Origin of the sequence: Psychrobacter sp. A3 (assembly GCF_028823565.1) — a bacterium.
Classification (GTDB): domain Bacteria; phylum Pseudomonadota; class Gammaproteobacteria; order Pseudomonadales; family Moraxellaceae; genus Psychrobacter; species Psychrobacter celer.
In genome coordinates this window covers 17,750-33,625 of the sequence record NZ_JAPEHS010000025.1, presented here as the reverse complement: position 1 = coordinate 33,625, position 15,876 = coordinate 17,750, and the positions used below count along the sequence as shown (strand labels likewise).

Below are 15,876 nucleotides of genomic sequence, written 5' to 3'. Positions count from 1 at the left end.
CTAACTATAACCTCATGAAAACACTAAAGTTACGCATTAAAGACAAACATGCAAACCAGCTAAACAAAATAGCTGGGAGTGTTAACTATGCGTGGAACTATGTTAATGACCTGAGTTACAAACACCTACAAAAGACTGGTAAATTCTTTAGTGCCTACGACCTTAACGAATACACCAAAGGTAGTGGTGAGTATTTAGGCTTGCACAGCCAAACTTTGCAAGCCATTAACGAGACTCACACCAAATCTCGCAAGCAATTTAAAAAAGCCAAACTTAACTGGCGAACCAACCGACCCGATGCCAAACGTAAATCACTGGGCTGGATACCATTTAAGAAATCTGCTATCAAGCATCTACATAGCAAACAAACGGGAAACAAAGCACTTAAATCAACCATACAGCTATCGCTCTCTAAAGGTCAAAAGCTCATCATAGATGTCTTTGATAGCTACAACCTAAGCCTGTATCAAATCAACACGCTTGAGATAGTGCAAGACAGCCGTAATCGTTGGTATGCCTGTATTACTGTCAAAGAATACCCAAAACAACCATGCGGAACAGGTAGTGTAGGCATAGATTTAGGCTTAAAAGAGTCTGCTACCACATCAAACGGTGACAAGCTGACAACCAAACAAACGCAAAAGTGGGCTGAAAGGCTTGCAATAGCTCAACGAGCGAAAAACAAACATCGTGTCAAAGCAATACACGCCAAAATCAAAAATTCAAGACTAGATGCAATTCATAAATTCACCACCAAGCTTGCTAAGGATAACGCCTTAATTGTGGTTGGTGATGTTAAATCACGCTCATTCACAAGTAAGAAAACCAACCTAGCTAAATCAACATACGATGCAGGATGGTTTGAACTCAAAAGACAACTGGAATATAAATGCAAGTATGCAGGTTGTCAGCTTGAGATAGTAAATGAGAGTTACACTACCCAAACCTGTTCGTGCTGCCTTAAAATAAGCGATAGTAGTCCGAAAGGTAGAGCAGGTCTTGGAATCAGAGGATGGAGGTGTGCTGAGTGTGGCACATGGCATGATAGAGATATCAATGCCGCTAAGAACATCCTTGCGGTCGGGCTTGACCGTCTTGCAGAAGGAATCCCCTCACTTTAGGGAGGGGAGGAAGTCAATGAGTCATACAGCAAACTAAATTATGAGTCGGCTTTGGCATTGTTGGGCGTCAAAAGCTCTCTTTCTAAGTAGTGAATGTTTTGGGCTTCATGGACAAAATTGTCATCCGCCAAAATCACATCTCGATGCAGCGGTATATTGGTTTTGATGCCTTCAATGACGAGCTCATCAAGCGCATGCAGGGTCTTGGACACCGCTTGTTGGCGCGTTTGACCATGGCAAATCAGCTTGCCAATGAGTGAGTCATAATAGGTCGGTATTTCATAGCCAGGGTAGAGGTGTGAATCAAAACGCACGCCTGCACCGCTTGGTGTAAACAGCTGCGAGATGGTGCCTGGGCAAGGGACAAAAGTAGCGGCGTCCTCGGCATTGATACGGCACTCAATCGCATGACCTTGTACTTCGATCTCGCTTTGACGATAAGACAGGCCATAACCGGCTGCGATTTTGAGCTGTTCGACGACCACATCGATACCGGTGATCATCTCAGTCACAGGATGCTCTACTTGCACGCGCGTGTTCATCTCGATAAAGAAAAACTCATTGTTTTCGAACAAAAACTCAAAGGTGCCCGCGCCGCGATATTTGACCAGCTCGCACGCTCTTACGCAGGCTTTTAAGATAGGCTCGCGCACATCGTCTGGAATATCAGGGGCAGGGGCTTCTTCTAGTACTTTTTGGTGACGGCGCTGTAGTGAGCAATCACGGTCATAGAGGTGAATGGCGTTACCATTACCATCCCCTAATACTTGTATCTCTACGTGGCGCGGGTTTTGTAGATAGCGCTCCATATAGACGGTGTCATCACCGAACCACAGCTCCGCTTCTTGTTTGGCGGCTTGTACTTGTCCAATCAGCTCATCAAAACGCTCGACCACGCGCATGCCGCGACCACCACCACCAGCGGCAGCTTTGATCAAAAGAGGAAAGCCGATATTGCGGGCTTGCTCTTCGGCATTGTGCAAGGTAACTGCGCCCACAGAGCCTGGAACGGTTGGCACGCCTGCTTTTTTCATGGCATTAATCGCCGAGACTTTGTTGCCCATTAAGCGGATATGATCGGCATTAGGACCGACGAAGGTCAGTCCTGCTTCTTCTACTTGTTCAGCAAATTCAGCATTTTCAGATAAAAAACCGTAGCCTGGATGGATGGCGTCAGCACCCGTTATTTCTGCCGCCGTCAAGATCGTATTGATATCGAGGTAGCTTTGGTTGGCATTGGGTTTGCCGATACAGATAGCTTCGTCAACAAAGCGCAGATGCATAAGATTGGCATCTGCGGTGGAGTAGACGCCGACGGTTTCGATACCTAACGCCTTACAGGCTCGGACGATACGTAGGGCGATTTCACCTCTATTGGCAATGAGCAGTTTTTTTATCATGGGGTCATCCTTTTTGACGCGGCAGACATTGATTGAGCCTTGATGGGGAGCTTCGGCATTTGATATCTGTATTCGGCATCGGTAGATAGTGACAGCTTACAACAACGTGAAACGGTATAAAGTGCCAAAATAAGGTGCCGAAATAAAGTGCTAAAGACTCAATCAGTATGGAGTAAAGTGAGGCAAATATCGTTACGCTTTATAGCGTATGACAGGTTGACCGAACTGTACAACTTCAGAGTTATCTACCAAAATCTCGTCAATGACACCGCTTTGGGTGGCCTCAAGAGGGTTCATGATTTTCATCGCTTCGATAATACCAAGCGTGTCGCCCGCTTGTACTTTTTGGCCGACCTTAACAAACGGTGGATCATTGGGGCTTGGGGCAGAATAAAAAACGCCAACCATTGGCGATGTCTCAACGCTACCTGCCTTTGCTGCTGGTTTTGTATCTGCAGCCACTGGTGCTGCGCCAGCAGTAGGAGCGGCCATCATGGTCGGTACAGGGGCATCATAGTGACGAGTGAGACTGATGTGTTCGTCATCAGAGCTGATTTCTAGATTGACCAGTTCACTTTCTTCCATGAGGGCGATGAGGGTGCGTATTTTTTCAATATCCATAGTTTTTATCTTGCCTTGTACTAAATTCGAGAAATAGTGTAACTAAATATTGTTTGATTGCTAATGATACCTAGATTCAGGCCAATGAGCAATCAATGTACAGTTGTTAACTGAGAATTTTTACATATTTTGACGTAATCTAGCTGTTTTAGTAAGAAACCCACTACGATTTATCATTATCGATGTGGTTTTTAAGCCAAGCTGCTTGTACATCGTGCTGCGTCCGGTCGTACATTTGTATGATGGTCCTAACCCCAAAGCGCCGTTAGACGTCTTTGTTGATAACGCAAACGTAGCGTCAACAAGATAGAGGATAAAAACAGCCCCGTAATCAGTGCCATCCAAAACCCTTGGGCGCCGACATCGGTGAAACGTACCAAATAAATCCCCAGCGGCAATGCCACCACCCAATAACAAAACAACGTCACCCACATCGGTACAGTAGTGTCCTGCATACCGCGCAGTATCCCCGCGACATTGACCTGCCAGCCGTCAAACAGCTGATAACCAAGAGCAAATACCAGCAAATGCATAGACTGAGCGATGACCGCAGGGTTGTCGGTAAAGGCTGCTGCCAGCTGTGGTCGAAATAGCCAAACCCCTAGCATACATGTGAGGGCAATGAGTATCGTCCAGGTCAGCCCCGTTGCCTGTACTTGACGCAGTGCCAGCAGGTTTTTTTCGCCAAAACGATTGGATATCATGATGGTCAGTGCCATCGCGACCGATATTGGTATCATAAACAGCTGAGAGGTCACCGCCAGTGCGACTTGATGCGATGCGGTCGCCAGCTCGCCGAGCGGACTGATGACAAGCGCGCCCAAACTAAAGAGGCTCGCCTCAAAAAAGATAGAAATACCAATAGGAATGCCAAGTTTTAGCAGTTTTTTGATTTGCTGACGGTTAGGACTAGCAAAACCATAAAAAAAGCGGGTACTGGCAAATTGTTGCCGTTTGGTAAAGCTGGTATAGGTAGCAAGCAGTAGCACGTTTATCCATAGTACCAAAGCTGTGGCCACACCGCAGCCTGCACCGCCCATCTCAGGCATCCCAAACAAACCATGAATGAAAATATAGTTAAGTGGGATGTCCGCTAACAGACCAATGATGCTGATAATGGTTACCGGCTCAGGCCGACCCAATGCTTCGCAGTAGCTGCGAAGGACAGCATAAACGGCCAGCGCGGGAAACCCAAACGATACACCATGTAGGTACTGTGTCGCTATCGGCTGGATGTTTGCTGGTACGCCCATGATACCAAGAATATTGGGTGCCAAATTCACAATTATGAAGCCAACAATACCGATAACCCCAGCAGTCCACAAAGACTGCTGGGTGATATGAGGTACTTTACTGTGTGCGTTTTGTCCGATGGCCTCACCGATCAAAGGCGTGGTGGCAATCAAGATGCCAGTGGCCAATAAAAACAGCGGCAGCCAGATACCAGAGCCGACAGCCACGGCCGCCAAATCAAGCGCTGAGACCTGACCTGCCATGATGGCATCTACCACACCCAGCGCCGCCTGACAAAACTGGGTAATCAAAATAGGAAGTGCCAGCACGCCCAAGCGTAAGCTGTAGCTTCTAAAATCTCTAAAAGATAATGGGAAAACCATAGTGAGCAACTTTTTATTCTTGACGATAATGATCGTTGAGGCGTCAAACGCGCCATCAACAAATGAATAGGGAAACAGCCACACCATTTTCAAAGCGTTCAATCATAAGAACTAAAGCCAGCAAGTATCGTACGGCAATTGGCGTGCTGCTCTAAAAATCGTACTGGCAGACTGCCATAAGCTATATATTGCACTCTTTGAAAATGGTATAAGATGATGATGCCGATAATTTATATGGACAAGCGCATATAGACTAGGGCGTGTCTTCAATTCACTCGATAGTTATCTAAATGGGCTAAAAATGGCAAAGTCTAGACACCAAAATAAAAATAACCCGTCAATTCACTAGGGGAATTGACAGGTCATCATTAGATAAGATGGTAAAGAAGCCGCCCCCTGATGTCAACGTTTTAACGCGTCATATATGACTGTAAAAACACCACCGGAGCGTAGTCGCCCATGAGTCACAAGTTATAGACTATAAATCATAGGTTACGAGACATAGGCCATAAAGCTTGAGCCAAGAGAAAGGCTATGCTGCGCTTATTTATAATGATTCAGGCAAGTCTTGCACCACCGCTTGATAGCCGATCAGATCGTTTGCCGCGTCAAAGGCTTGTACAACGATAGCGTAGTTGGTCGAGCTAGCTGGGATAAGCGGAGAAAATGCCGTCTCACCAGCGGTCAATACCAGATTTTGTACATAGCCGTTTGCGCCAGTCTCTGCTTTGTTGATATCGATTTGGCTGACCAGTATATATTGTGTGTTTCGCGGGTTTTGCCATGTCGCGACTTTTTGACTACCATTGCCGCTGACATCTACATTCAGCTCACCTAGGCGGTAATCAAGTGGGTAGGTCTTAAAGTTAGAGCGGTCGCTGATGGTATAAGTGACATTGCAGTTTTTCTCGCTACTGGTTAGGGTTTGTCCGCCCAGACCGTCCTGATACTCAAAGCTGCCTTGCCACGGGGTACCCGTTTGTTGTTTCTCAAAGCTACCTGCAAAGGTGGTAAATAGGTTTGGTGTCTCAATGCCCAGGTCATTGACATACTTCACATCCAAAAACGCTAGCGTATCGAGGCTGCCGGTCACTTTGCCTGCGATATAGTTGTCTACTTTGATTGCAGAGTTGATGCCCAGTGTGTTGTTTTCTTGACAAGCTTGTTGCTGGTAGCTAAAACTACCATCGACGCTGCCTACACCGTCTTTGCTGATGTCAAAATAGACAGCGCCGATATCGATGTCACTATCATCGCCGTCCTCAATTTCAACGAAGTGTCCGACATACAAGCCGCCGAGGCCGCCTTCTGGGGTGAGCTTATCTAAGAAGTTGTCTAGCGACTCTTCTGGCAAAAACACGGACTCCAAAATCTCAGCCATGCTTTTTTCGTCATCGCTCAGTTTGTCTTCTACCTCTTTATACTCTTCTTTGACCTTGTCTTCTATGCGATCATATTCGTCTTTTACCTGATCCTCAATACGATCATATTCCTCTTTGACTTTGTCACCATCACTGCCGCAGGCGCTGAGGGTCAGACTAGCCATGCTTAACGTTAATGCTGATAATAATTTGGGTGCGCTCATAAATGCGTCCTGATGATAAGTTGGCAGTGACTTAGCCATAAAAAAAAGAAGGTATTGCGACATTTGTAATATAGCAGAATTTAAATAGCAAACGCACAGATAAATGTGCATAGATGCCAGCAGGTTTCTTACTCAATCGTTACACAGTCAACCGAGGTCAATCGGACAGTAACATTGATGTTTCGGCCATGTCTAAAATAGCGTACCAGTGTCTGGGCGTCAAAGGCATCACCGTCAGCTGCTCACAACCTTTTTTGAGTAATAATGAGTCCTCTAGCGCAGGCAGGGATTTAAGCGCTGATAAAGGCAAAACGTCGGTGAATGCTTGTTCAAAAGTGACGTCTACCATATACCAGCGCGGCTGATCTTCAGTGGCGATGGGGTCATAGTGACGATGCTCAGGATGGAATTGGCTGGGGTCAGGGTAGCCCGCCTTACTGATGGTCATGATACCAGCAACTCCAGAAGGCTTGGCGCTGGAGTGATAAAAAAACACCTTGTCACCGACTTGCATATCGTCGCGCATAAAGTTGCGTGCACGGTAATTGCGCACGCCATCCCAGTGCTCCGTACCTAGACGCTGTAAATCATCGATGCCAAAAAAAGTAGGGTTGGATTTCATGAGCCAATAGGCCATCGTATTTTCCTTTTGTTATTATTGAGTGGTTGCTTTTGATCATTACGCGCTCAATATATAGTCGCTATACAGTCATTTATGCCAATATCTGCTCCTGTAAATGGCTGTCAGTATGATTTTATCATCCTGCGCTTTTCTTTATACTGTGTAGTCGTTATCCTAGTGCTGCTTTTTGCTCATCATCGCCGCACGTTATTTTTCGCATTGTTGGTTATTCGTTTTTGAATAGCTTTTTTTAATAGATACCTTTGTTATGTCAAACACCCAAGCAGTTAATTTATCTAATGATAGCTACGACCATAAGATGATATCTAATGCAGGTAGGCTGGAGGTGGGCGAGATCCCATTGGCGCTCTACATTCATATTCCGTGGTGCGTAAAAAAATGCCCTTATTGTGATTTTAATTCACACGAGCTGCCAGCGGATACGCAGCTGTCTATGTATGATGAGTATGTCGATGCGCTGTTAGACGATGCGCTTATGCAGCAGCCGCTGTCCCAAGGGCGAGCGGTCAGTTCGATTTTTATCGGCGGTGGTACACCGTCGCTATTACCAATCGCTCACTATCAGCGACTGTTTACAGGGCTAAAAGAGATATTTTGTTTTGCTGCTGATATCGAAGTGACGATGGAGGCCAACCCAGGGACGCTCGAGCATGCGCCCTTTGCTCAGTATCTAGACGTGGGTATCAACCGCTTGTCTATCGGTGTGCAAAGCTTTGCCGCTGATAAGCTGACAACGCTTGGGCGTATTCATGATCCTGCGCAGGCGCTGTCCGCGATCCGTGCAGCTCGGCTGGCTGGGTTTGAGCGGGTCAATGTGGATTTGATGCATGGGTTGCCGCAGCAGACTTATCAAGAAGCATTGGCCGATATTCAGATGGCGCATGAAGCGGGGGCGACACATCTGTCTTGGTATCAGCTGACGATTGAGCCAAATACGGTATTTTATCGTAGCCAGCCTATATTGCCAAACGAGGACAATCTGGCCGATATTGAAAAGGCGGGTCAGGCGCTATTGCAGCAGCTTGGCTACACCAATTATGAAGTATCTGCTTGGGCAGGCTCGTGTGATAAGCCATGCCGACACAATGTGAACTATTGGCAGTTTGGTGATTACTTAGCGATTGGCGCGGGTGCTCATGGCAAAATCACTATTGCAAGTGATGCCCTAGATCATGCAGCATTTGACACAAACAACGAGTTACATGCGCAGTCTGGTATCTATCGTTTTAGTAAATCGCGCTTGCCAAAAGACTATATGGATTATCACCGTGTCAGTACCGATGACACTAGCTTGAAGGCCCCAAAGATGGTCGGTTGGAGCGCTATTGCTAGCGACGAATTGGTGAGCGAGTTTATGCTCAATGCGCTCAGACTACATGATGGGGTAACATGGCAGTTATTTGAGGCGCGTACAGGAATGAGTTATAAGGACATCGCTGATTCGGTAGAGAGGTTAGTAGCTAAAGGCTTGTTAACTGAGTCGACTGAAAAACTGCAAACGACGGCATTAGGTCGGCGCTATCTCAATCAAATATTGCGCGCGTTTTTATAGCGTCTGATAGCTATGATCAAAGCTGTAGACATAAAAAAAGGCTTATCAAATCAATGATAAGCCCTTCGAAAATCTAAAAACCAATTATTAGATTTTGTTTTGAACGTCTTGTGCGCCGTCAGTTACAGCGTTGCCTGCGCTTTCAACGTCTTGGCCTAGACCTTTAAAGGTGTTGCAACCAGTTAAAACAAACATAGCAGTCAAAGATGCGATGATTACTTTTTTCATAATAATATCCTCAAGATAAATCGATTGTTATAAATAATGACAGTAACACTTAGTATGGTACCAAGGCTTACTGTAGGGCTGCTAGATAGCAGAGCGGAATGTAGACACTGTCTTGCTATCCGTTACAGATATCATAGTGAAAGTTAAAAACCATGCACAGTATCAAAATGTAATTATTGGCAGTAAACTGTAACTTATGATTACTTACTGATGTTCTCTATAGCCGAATTCAAATAAATCGGATATATGGCGATCAAGCCGCTCAATGCGATCAATAAAACGTTGGTTTTCTTGGGTGCTGTGCCTGCGCTGCTTAAGTCTGAGAAAAACAGCTTTTCATCTTACTGTATCGTTTTTATATCAGACTGACTGTATAAAATTTAGACCACTCACGGAGTTTGTATGACCATTCATATTGTGCTGGTAGCCCCCAAAATGCCCAGCAATACCGGCAATATCATTCGTTTATGTGCCAATACAGGCGCGCAGCTGCATTTGGTTAGGCCATTAGGGTTTGAGCTTGATGATAAAAAACTGCGCCGTGCAGGACTGGATTATCATGAGTACACGCATATGCAGGTTCACGATGATTGGCCAGCTGCCAGACGTGCGCTACAAGCGGCGGATTGTCATACCATTACTGCTCTGACTACCAAGCTGAGCCAGCCTTTTTATGACTATGATTTTGGCGGAGGACCGGATAATGAGACTGGCCAGATGCCAAACATCGCGTTGGTCTTTGGCTCAGAGACGGCTGGTCTGGCAGATGATATCCGAGAGGATATTGGCGCGGCTCATTGGCTGCGCTTGCCGATGCTGGCGGACTCGCGCAGTCTTAATTTGTCCAATAGTGTGGCGATATGCTTGTACGAAATTTGGCGCCAGCAGGGGTTTGTAGGCGATGAAGGGCGCAGTATCGGCTATGAGAGCTTGACGGTGTATGATCCAAAATAGTGCTACTGGCCATGGCTGCTATCAACTACAAACTATAAACAGTTCGGCGGTTTGGGCAAGCCTGCCAAGCGATTGACATGGCGCGCCACCAGTCCTGTGTTAAACAGCTGTTGTAGCTTTTGATTGCTGATATCGTACTCGGGCAGGGTTTTTTGTAGCCATTTGATCAGTGGACGGGTGGCTGGTGGGTGGTTGAATTTGGCAAAAAACGCGCGTACCTGCAGCAAAACCTGCAAGTGCTCCTCTGCTAGCTGTACCTCTAAGGTATCGGCTAGCTGTTGGGCGATGGCAGGCGTCCAAATGGTGTGGTCACATAGATGGCCGTCTTGATCCAATTCAATAGCGGGCTGTGCGGCATGGGTTGTATTATCGTTCATAGGGCAATGGTCACCACTTTATCAAATTTAGCATGATTGCTATCGATGCTTCCTGTCAGTGCGACCCATTGTTGATCGCTTAGTATTGCACTGAGTTTGGTATCTAGCTGTAATTGCTCAACGGCGCTGGTCGTGAGCTGCGCGATATCATCGCTCAGCGCATATATAGCCGCGATACCGTCTATGTCTTTGTCAGCCAAATAAGCATTGAGCCAGTCGATAAATGCAGCCGTCGTCCCCAATAACAAGATGCTATCACCGCGCTGCCAAGTGCGAGACATCTCGTCTGTGCAGCGTCTTAGCGTATCTATGCTGCTATGTAATTGATATAAAGTTGCCATGATAATGTCCAAATTATATCCAGCCGCTTGCGTCTATCGATGCCTATGCGTTATCGGTAAGCACAAACGCCAAATGGATGGTGGTTTTGATATAGTTGTGTGAGCTTGTACAGATTTTGACAAAGGGTTGAATTATCAAAAGGTTAAGATTTGCTCGAAGTCTGCTGCAGGTATCACTTCTGGGACCAATATCAGCTGTGAGGCCAGATCAGTAGGCAGCATACCTGTGACCCAGCCGCTAAAGACATCGTCAGGCAGCCACGCCGCTGGCATGTCATAGAGCTCAAGCGATTGTATCATCCCGTGCAAACGTGACTCTGGCTGCATCAGCAAGCCAAAGACAGGCGCATCTAGATACAGCTGCACATCATGACCAAAGGTCGCCAGCGTTAGTGCCAACGCGCAGCCTTCATAGCTGGCCATTTCGGTTGGCGTATGCAGCTTAATCAATAATTTCATAGAAATCTCCTACTTAAATGTGCTGATGAGTTGGGCTGAGCTTATATCGCTTGAGGTGATCAAAACTGTATCAACCGGCCATCAGCCTGCATCATCATTGCCAGCTCACTTAGACCGACCAAGGTAAATCCTGCGGCCAGATTATCCCCGCTTAGCTGATGGCGGGCGCTGTTATCGGTATCACTAATACCGCGACCGAGTGCGGTACTGACGCAGACCGGTAGCGACAGCTGATACTGTTCTGCCAGATTTTGCCATGCTTTGGCCATATCAAGCTGGTCTGCCGATTGCCAGCGCAAGCGATTGGCCGTATGTGCGCCGTCGCCATAAAAAAACACGTTTAAGGTATGACTGCTGTCATCTGCTGGGCGCGCGCTGAGATAGGCACGAGCATAACGCAGGGCTAAATGGGCGAGAGGATGGCTGGGATCAGCCGTCACTAACAGCAAAGGGGTCGTGGTGGTCATAGGAGGTCTTATCTATCATTTGTGCTAAAGTGGTTTATGCTACCATAAAGCGGCCAAAAGCAGATAGGATCACTGTGAATGAATGGGGTTTTCTACCAAGTTTACCAGATATAGACATATTAGGTGTCGTGATGGGAGCTGGTGACTGCTTCGTAATAAAAAATAATAAACTTATGGGCTAGGTTCACGTAGTCTTATCACTCTATGTAAGGAGTTTCTTTTTCTATGTTACCTGCTATGTCTTCACGCTCGACCCATGGTACAGACTATCAGCCGACCGCAGAGCAGCTGCAGATATTACGCACTGCCAGTGAGTTTGCTTATCAGATTTGGGAGAGTCGGACAGTCTCTTGTCAGACGTTTTTGCGTAGCTATCCGCTGGATCAAACCCTCACACGCCAGCAAATCGATGACTTAATCCAAGACTATACGTTGGATGAAAACTACCAACTCGCTGATGAGGCCAAAGTGATGAGTGGTCTTCGCCATCTGCGCACTTTGCTGATGATGCGCTGGATTTGGCAAGACGCGCTGCACATGATAGCGCTTGAGCAATTGACCGATGAGCTGTCGGAGTTTGCAGACGGCTGTATCTTTTTTGCCAAGAATTATACCTACCAGCATCTGATCAAAAAGTACGGCGAGCCGACTTTTATCAATGCGCAGGGTCAAGTACAAACAGACGACATGGCGATTATGGCCATGGGAAAACTTGGCGCGCATGAGCTGAATTTATCCAGCGATATCGACCTTATCTTTGTCCATCAAGCGCGCGGTGAGACCAATGGCGACAAAACCAAGGGCACACGCAGCATAGACAATAAGCGCTTTATGACAAGGCTTGGTCAAGGCATCATTAAATTGCTTGATAATAATACCGCAGATGGCTTTGTGTTTCGTGTCGATATGCGCCTGCGTCCATGGGGTGATGGCAGCGACTTGGCCATTCATTTGTCTGCGTTACAAAAATACTTTTCATTACACGGGCGCGCATGGGAGCGTTTTGCTTGGCTCAAGGCTCGTGTGGTCGGTCATATAGAGCCGCCATTTGATGAGCAGATACAAGCGCTCATCAAACCCTTTGTCTTTCGCTATTATGTAGATTATAGTGCGTTTTCGGCGCTCAGAGAGATGAAGTCTTTGATTCAAAACCAAGTGGTTCAGCGCGAGGATTTGGACAATATCAAGCTTGGTGCAGGCGGTATCAGAGATATCGAGTTTATCGTTCAGGCGTTTCAGCTTATCTATGGCGGCAGGCACCCACAGCTACAGATCAAATCCTGCCTGCAAGCGATGCAGGCATTGTACACGCTTGAGTATTTAGAGCGTAGTACCTACGAGCAGCTACAAGCAGCCTATCGGTTTTTGCGCCGACTCGAGCATGGCATTCAGGCAATCAATGACCAGCAGACCCAGCGTCTGCCTCATGATCGGCAGTGGCAGCACAATCTGGCGATTACCCTTGGTTTTGCTAATTGGGAAGGATTATTAAGTACGCTCAACCATCATCGGCACAATGTCAATGTGCCCTTTGAGCGTATGGTCACCGAGCGGCAGATACCCGACCACGAAGATACCGACCTTGAGCCGGAGCAGCTAGATGCGCAAATCGCCCGCTTAAATGAGGTGTTGACAGAAGACAATCGTGAGCTGCTACAAGGGTTTTGGCAGTCAAAAATGGTCGCCAATCTGAGCGATGAGGCTCGTGAGCGTTTGGATGATGCTTATCCGGTCATTGTCCATGCCTTGCTTGCTCATCAAGAGCAGCAGCAACTGGCAAACACCGCACTGCCGCGGCTCATCTCCTTACTCGAGGCGATTTGCCGCCGCTCTATCTATTTGGTGATGATCGCCGAAAACCCCAACGCCACCATTGAGCTGATTCCAATGCTCTCAGCCAGCCCTTGGATTGCCAAAGAGCTGGCGCAGTATCCGGTGCTACTCGATACTTTTTTGCAGCAGCGCTATCGTCACCTGCCAGACAAGCTTGAGCTACGTGATATTTTGCGGCAACAGTTATTGCGCGTCGAGCCCAATGACGAAGAAAAGCTACTGAGCGTATTGCGACTGTTTAAAAAAAACCAAGTGCTGGCAGTCGCTGCCAGTGATGTATTGGCTGAGCGCCCGATTATGAAAGTGTCAGACTCGTTGACCTATATCGCCGCTGTGGTGCTAGAGGCGGCACTGGAGCGCGCTTTTGCCGAGATTGTCAAGCGCTATGGTTATCCCATCGGCCAAGATGGTGATCCTGTGACCGAGGCGGACTGCGGCTTTGCCATTATCGGTTATGGCAAACTTGGCGGGCTAGAGCTGTCCTATTCGTCAGATTTGGATTTGGTGTTTTTGCACAAGATAAAAGAGCAGGGCATGACCACGGGCGAAAAATCCGTGAGCGGCATGAAGTTTGCGGCGCGCTTGGTACAAAAACTAATGAACTACTTAAATACCCAAACCCGAGATGGGCGCGCTTATGAGATCGACATGCGCCTACGCCCCTCAGGTAATGCTGGCATGATGGTGGTCTCCTGTCATGCGTTTGAGACTTATCAGATGGACAAAGCGTGGTCTTGGGAGCACCAAGCGCTGGTGCGAGCGCGGGCTATATGCGGTGATAAGCGAGTGACGGCGCGCTTTTGTGAGATTCGCCGAGAGGTGCTATCACTACCGCGCACGATAGAGCAGGTGCGCACGGAAGTCACCAGTATGCGTATCAAGATGCAAAAACATCTGGGCACCAGTCAGTGGCAGCAGCAAGCGGGCAAGTTTCATCTGAAACAAGACGCCGGCGGGATCATCGATATTGAATTTTTGGCACAATTTGCGGTATTGGCCTATTCGCATGATCATCCAAGACTGACTAAATGGAGCGACAATGTCCGTATATTTGAAGAAATGGCCTTGCTTGGTATCTGGGATCAGCAAGTTTGCCAAGACTTGACCGATGCTTATCTCAGAATACGCGCGGCCACCCATCAGTTGGCACTATCGGAGCAGTCGCTATTGGTCGATGAATCGCTATGGAAGGAGACGCGCGCACTGGTGCAAGATCAGTGGCAGCACTTGATGGGGGTGGACGATGCCGAGGATACGCCTTGAGCATTGAGACAATGTACAAACTACTTATAAAAAATTGACAATTGGTTTTCTTAAACCGATTTTCACAACCAAAATGCATTTTTTACCATAAAATAGATGCGGTGGTGGTATCATATACGGTTGATAATCACTGTTAAACAAAACCTACTTAAAAAAGTTAGACGTCAGCGCTAGCATAAGGACTATAAAATGAATATGGCAACACAAGAAGGTAAGCTTTGGATGAATGGCACGATGATCGAGCAGCCCGATGCCAGTGTCCACGTACTGACCCATAGTTTACATTATGGCATGGCAGTATTTGAGGGGGTTCGCGCTTACCAAACTGCTGACAACCGTACAGCGATTTTTCGCCTAAAAGAGCACACTGAGCGCTTGATGGGCTCAGCGAAGATTTTTCAGATGGATGTGCCTTTTGACGCAGCGGCACTTGAGCAAGCCCAGAAAGACGTGGTCAAACAAAACAACTTGGCAGAGGCGTATATCCGTCCGCTAATTTGGGTTGGGGCAGAAAAACTTGGCCTATCATCACGTGATAACAGTATCAATGCCATGGTCGCAGCATGGCACTGGGGCGCCTATCTTGGTGAAGAAGGCATCAAAAACGGTATCCGTGTCAAAACCTCATCATTTACCCACCACATGACCAATGTGACCATGTGTAAAGCCAAAGCCTCGAGCAACTATCCTGTCTCTATCATGGCCAACCAAGAAGTCACCCGCAATGGCTATGACGAAGCCATCCTAATGGATCCACAAGGTTATGTCTGCCAAGGCGCAGGCGAAAACTTGTTTTTGGTCAAAGACGGTGTGCTACATACGCCAGATCTGGGCGGCGGCGCGCTTGACGGTATCACTCGTCGTACCATTATTCAGTTTGCCGCTGATCTCGGTATCAAAGTCGTTGAGCGCCGCATCACGCGTGACGAGTTTTACTTAGCAGATGAAATCTTTATGACTGGCACGGCTGCCGAAGTGACTCCGATTCGTGAATATGATGATCGTACCATCGGCAATGGTGGCCGCGGACCTTTGACCGAAAAACTACAGACGCTATATTTTGATGTGGTTCATGGCCGTAATGAGCAGTATATGGATTGGCTCAGCTTTATTGATTAAGTTTTATTAGTTAAGTCTTAACATGATGCTGTATAAAGAAAGCTAAGACTTTGATAGTCTTGGCTTTTTTTGATTTGTTATGGGGAGGATGTCGACAAGCTCGCACATATATGATGGATGTTGTATCATAGTTGCGCTTGGCCGCTAATTATTTATTAGCAAGCATCATGAAGCTGCTGGTCATCTGTAGGCCACATTGCCGAGCGTGACACAGTTTTGGCGCAAAAGTGTGCTGGGTAAAAGCTGGGTAGAAATAGTATAAATCCGCCCCTTTTTCTAGTATTGATCGTACGCCTA

At 47.1% G+C, this 15,876-nt stretch carries 15 protein-coding genes; 5 read left to right on the top strand and 10 right to left on the bottom strand.

Going from position 1 to position 15,876, the window contains the following annotated elements; all coding sequences use genetic code 11:
* Positions 1–14 precede the first annotated feature (14 nt).
* Positions 15–1,121 carry an RNA-guided endonuclease InsQ/TnpB family protein gene (locus NK638_RS05590; protein WP_274632247.1) on the top strand — a complete coding sequence of 369 codons (1,107 nt, stop codon included), beginning with the start codon at positions 15–17 and terminating at the stop codon, positions 1,119–1,121.
* 38 nt (positions 1,122–1,159) lie between these two features.
* On the opposite strand, the gene accC is transcribed toward NK638_RS05590, so the two are convergent.
* The 5 genes from accC to NK638_RS05565 all read right to left on the bottom strand — a co-directional run bounded on the left by accC (position 1,160) and on the right by NK638_RS05565 (position 6,980).
* The gene (gene accC / locus NK638_RS05585) at positions 1,160–2,521 is read right to left on the bottom strand and encodes an acetyl-CoA carboxylase biotin carboxylase subunit (RefSeq protein WP_274632244.1); all 1,362 of its coding nucleotides are present in this window, start codon (positions 2,519–2,521) and stop codon (positions 1,160–1,162) included.
* A gap of 192 nt (positions 2,522–2,713) precedes the next feature.
* Positions 2,714–3,142 carry an acetyl-CoA carboxylase biotin carboxyl carrier protein gene (gene accB / locus NK638_RS05580; protein WP_075102426.1) on the bottom strand — a complete coding sequence of 143 codons (429 nt, stop codon included), beginning with the start codon at positions 3,140–3,142 and terminating at the stop codon, positions 2,714–2,716.
* A gap of 248 nt (positions 3,143–3,390) precedes the next feature.
* On the bottom strand, positions 3,391–4,758 hold the full coding sequence (locus tag NK638_RS05575) for an MATE family efflux transporter (RefSeq protein WP_274632243.1): 1,368 nt from the start codon (positions 4,756–4,758) through the stop codon (positions 3,391–3,393).
* 547 nt (positions 4,759–5,305) lie between these two features.
* The gene (locus NK638_RS05570; RefSeq protein ID WP_274632242.1) at positions 5,306–6,343 is read right to left on the bottom strand and encodes a hypothetical protein; all 1,038 of its coding nucleotides are present in this window, start codon (positions 6,341–6,343) and stop codon (positions 5,306–5,308) included.
* A 157-nt stretch (positions 6,344–6,500) separates the two neighbouring features.
* On the bottom strand, positions 6,501–6,980 hold the full coding sequence (locus NK638_RS05565; protein WP_274632241.1) for an EVE domain-containing protein: 480 nt from the start codon (positions 6,978–6,980) through the stop codon (positions 6,501–6,503).
* Positions 6,981–7,284: 304 nt separating this feature from the next.
* On the opposite strand from NK638_RS05565, the gene hemW reads away from it, so the two are divergent.
* A complete protein-coding gene (hemW, locus tag NK638_RS05560) occupies positions 7,285–8,538 on the top strand; it encodes a radical SAM family heme chaperone HemW (RefSeq protein ID WP_274632240.1) in 1,254 nt (417 codons plus the stop codon).
* Positions 8,539–8,625: 87 nt separating this feature from the next.
* On the opposite strand, the gene NK638_RS05555 is transcribed toward hemW, so the two are convergent.
* Complete coding sequence (locus tag NK638_RS05555; RefSeq protein ID WP_075102429.1) at positions 8,626–8,766, bottom strand: entericidin A/B family lipoprotein; 141 nt, start codon at positions 8,764–8,766, stop codon at positions 8,626–8,628.
* Between the two features lie 402 nt (positions 8,767–9,168).
* Here NK638_RS05555 and NK638_RS05550 point away from each other — a divergent pair, with 402 nt between their 5' ends.
* Complete coding sequence (locus NK638_RS05550) at positions 9,169–9,720, top strand: tRNA (cytidine(34)-2'-O)-methyltransferase (RefSeq protein ID WP_274632239.1); 552 nt, start codon at positions 9,169–9,171, stop codon at positions 9,718–9,720.
* A 32-nt stretch (positions 9,721–9,752) separates the two neighbouring features.
* Here the strand turns inward: NK638_RS05550 and NK638_RS05545 are convergent, their stop codons facing one another.
* From NK638_RS05545 to tusD, 4 genes are all read right to left on the bottom strand, one after another.
* Positions 9,753–10,097 carry a TusE/DsrC/DsvC family sulfur relay protein gene (locus NK638_RS05545; protein ID WP_192995516.1) on the bottom strand — a complete coding sequence of 115 codons (345 nt, stop codon included), beginning with the start codon at positions 10,095–10,097 and terminating at the stop codon, positions 9,753–9,755.
* Positions 10,094–10,438, bottom strand: coding sequence for a hypothetical protein (locus tag NK638_RS05540; RefSeq protein ID WP_274632238.1), 345 nt, complete (start codon positions 10,436–10,438; stop codon positions 10,094–10,096). Before NK638_RS05540 ends, NK638_RS05545 begins: the two co-directional genes overlap by 4 nt.
* Before the next feature lie 135 nt (positions 10,439–10,573).
* Positions 10,574–10,897 (bottom strand): hypothetical protein, encoded by a 324-nt coding sequence (locus NK638_RS05535; protein ID WP_105245995.1) that lies wholly within the window; start codon positions 10,895–10,897, stop codon positions 10,574–10,576.
* Between the two features lie 59 nt (positions 10,898–10,956).
* On the bottom strand, positions 10,957–11,364 hold the full coding sequence (gene tusD / locus NK638_RS05530) for a sulfurtransferase complex subunit TusD (protein WP_274632237.1): 408 nt from the start codon (positions 11,362–11,364) through the stop codon (positions 10,957–10,959).
* Positions 11,365–11,589: 225 nt separating this feature from the next.
* Between tusD and glnE the strand changes: the two genes are divergently transcribed.
* Both glnE and NK638_RS05520 read left to right on the top strand, forming a co-directional pair.
* Positions 11,590–14,460: a bifunctional [glutamate--ammonia ligase]-adenylyl-L-tyrosine phosphorylase/[glutamate--ammonia-ligase] adenylyltransferase gene (gene glnE, locus NK638_RS05525; protein ID WP_274632236.1), complete on the top strand. Its 2,871-nt coding sequence runs from the start codon at positions 11,590–11,592 to the stop codon at positions 14,458–14,460.
* Between the two features lie 189 nt (positions 14,461–14,649).
* Entirely contained in the window at positions 14,650–15,579 is a 930-nt protein-coding gene (locus NK638_RS05520; RefSeq protein WP_274632235.1) for a branched-chain amino acid transaminase, read from the top strand.
* Positions 15,580–15,876: the final 297 nt, after the last annotated feature.

What these genes read in the sequence shown, in the direction of transcription:
- NK638_RS05565 (WP_274632241.1), bottom strand. Translation starts at nt 6,980, where the DNA reads ATGGCCTATTGGCTCATGAAATCCAACCCTACTTTTTTTGGCATCGAT.
- NK638_RS05520 (WP_274632235.1), top strand. Translation starts at nt 14,650, where the DNA reads ATGAATATGGCAACACAAGAAGGTAAGCTTTGGATGAATGGCACGATG.
- NK638_RS05590 (WP_274632247.1), top strand. Translation starts at nt 15, where the DNA reads ATGAAAACACTAAAGTTACGCATTAAAGACAAACATGCAAACCAGCTA.
- accB (WP_075102426.1), bottom strand. Translation starts at nt 3,142, where the DNA reads ATGGATATTGAAAAAATACGCACCCTCATCGCCCTCATGGAAGAAAGT.
- NK638_RS05575 (WP_274632243.1), bottom strand. Translation starts at nt 4,758, where the DNA reads ATGGTTTTCCCATTATCTTTTAGAGATTTTAGAAGCTACAGCTTACGC.
- glnE (WP_274632236.1), top strand. Translation starts at nt 11,590, where the DNA reads ATGTTACCTGCTATGTCTTCACGCTCGACCCATGGTACAGACTATCAG.
- accC (WP_274632244.1), bottom strand. Translation starts at nt 2,521, where the DNA reads ATGATAAAAAAACTGCTCATTGCCAATAGAGGTGAAATCGCCCTACGT.
- NK638_RS05535 (WP_105245995.1), bottom strand. Translation starts at nt 10,897, where the DNA reads ATGAAATTATTGATTAAGCTGCATACGCCAACCGAAATGGCCAGCTAT.
- NK638_RS05555 (WP_075102429.1), bottom strand. Translation starts at nt 8,766, where the DNA reads ATGAAAAAAGTAATCATCGCATCTTTGACTGCTATGTTTGTTTTAACT.
- NK638_RS05545 (WP_192995516.1), bottom strand. Translation starts at nt 10,097, where the DNA reads ATGAACGATAATACAACCCATGCCGCACAGCCCGCTATTGAATTGGAT.
- tusD (WP_274632237.1), bottom strand. Translation starts at nt 11,364, where the DNA reads ATGACCACCACGACCCCTTTGCTGTTAGTGACGGCTGATCCCAGCCAT.
- NK638_RS05570 (WP_274632242.1), bottom strand. Translation starts at nt 6,343, where the DNA reads ATGAGCGCACCCAAATTATTATCAGCATTAACGTTAAGCATGGCTAGT.
- NK638_RS05550 (WP_274632239.1), top strand. Translation starts at nt 9,169, where the DNA reads ATGACCATTCATATTGTGCTGGTAGCCCCCAAAATGCCCAGCAATACC.
- hemW (WP_274632240.1), top strand. Translation starts at nt 7,285, where the DNA reads ATGATATCTAATGCAGGTAGGCTGGAGGTGGGCGAGATCCCATTGGCG.
- NK638_RS05540 (WP_274632238.1), bottom strand. Translation starts at nt 10,438, where the DNA reads ATGGCAACTTTATATCAATTACATAGCAGCATAGATACGCTAAGACGC.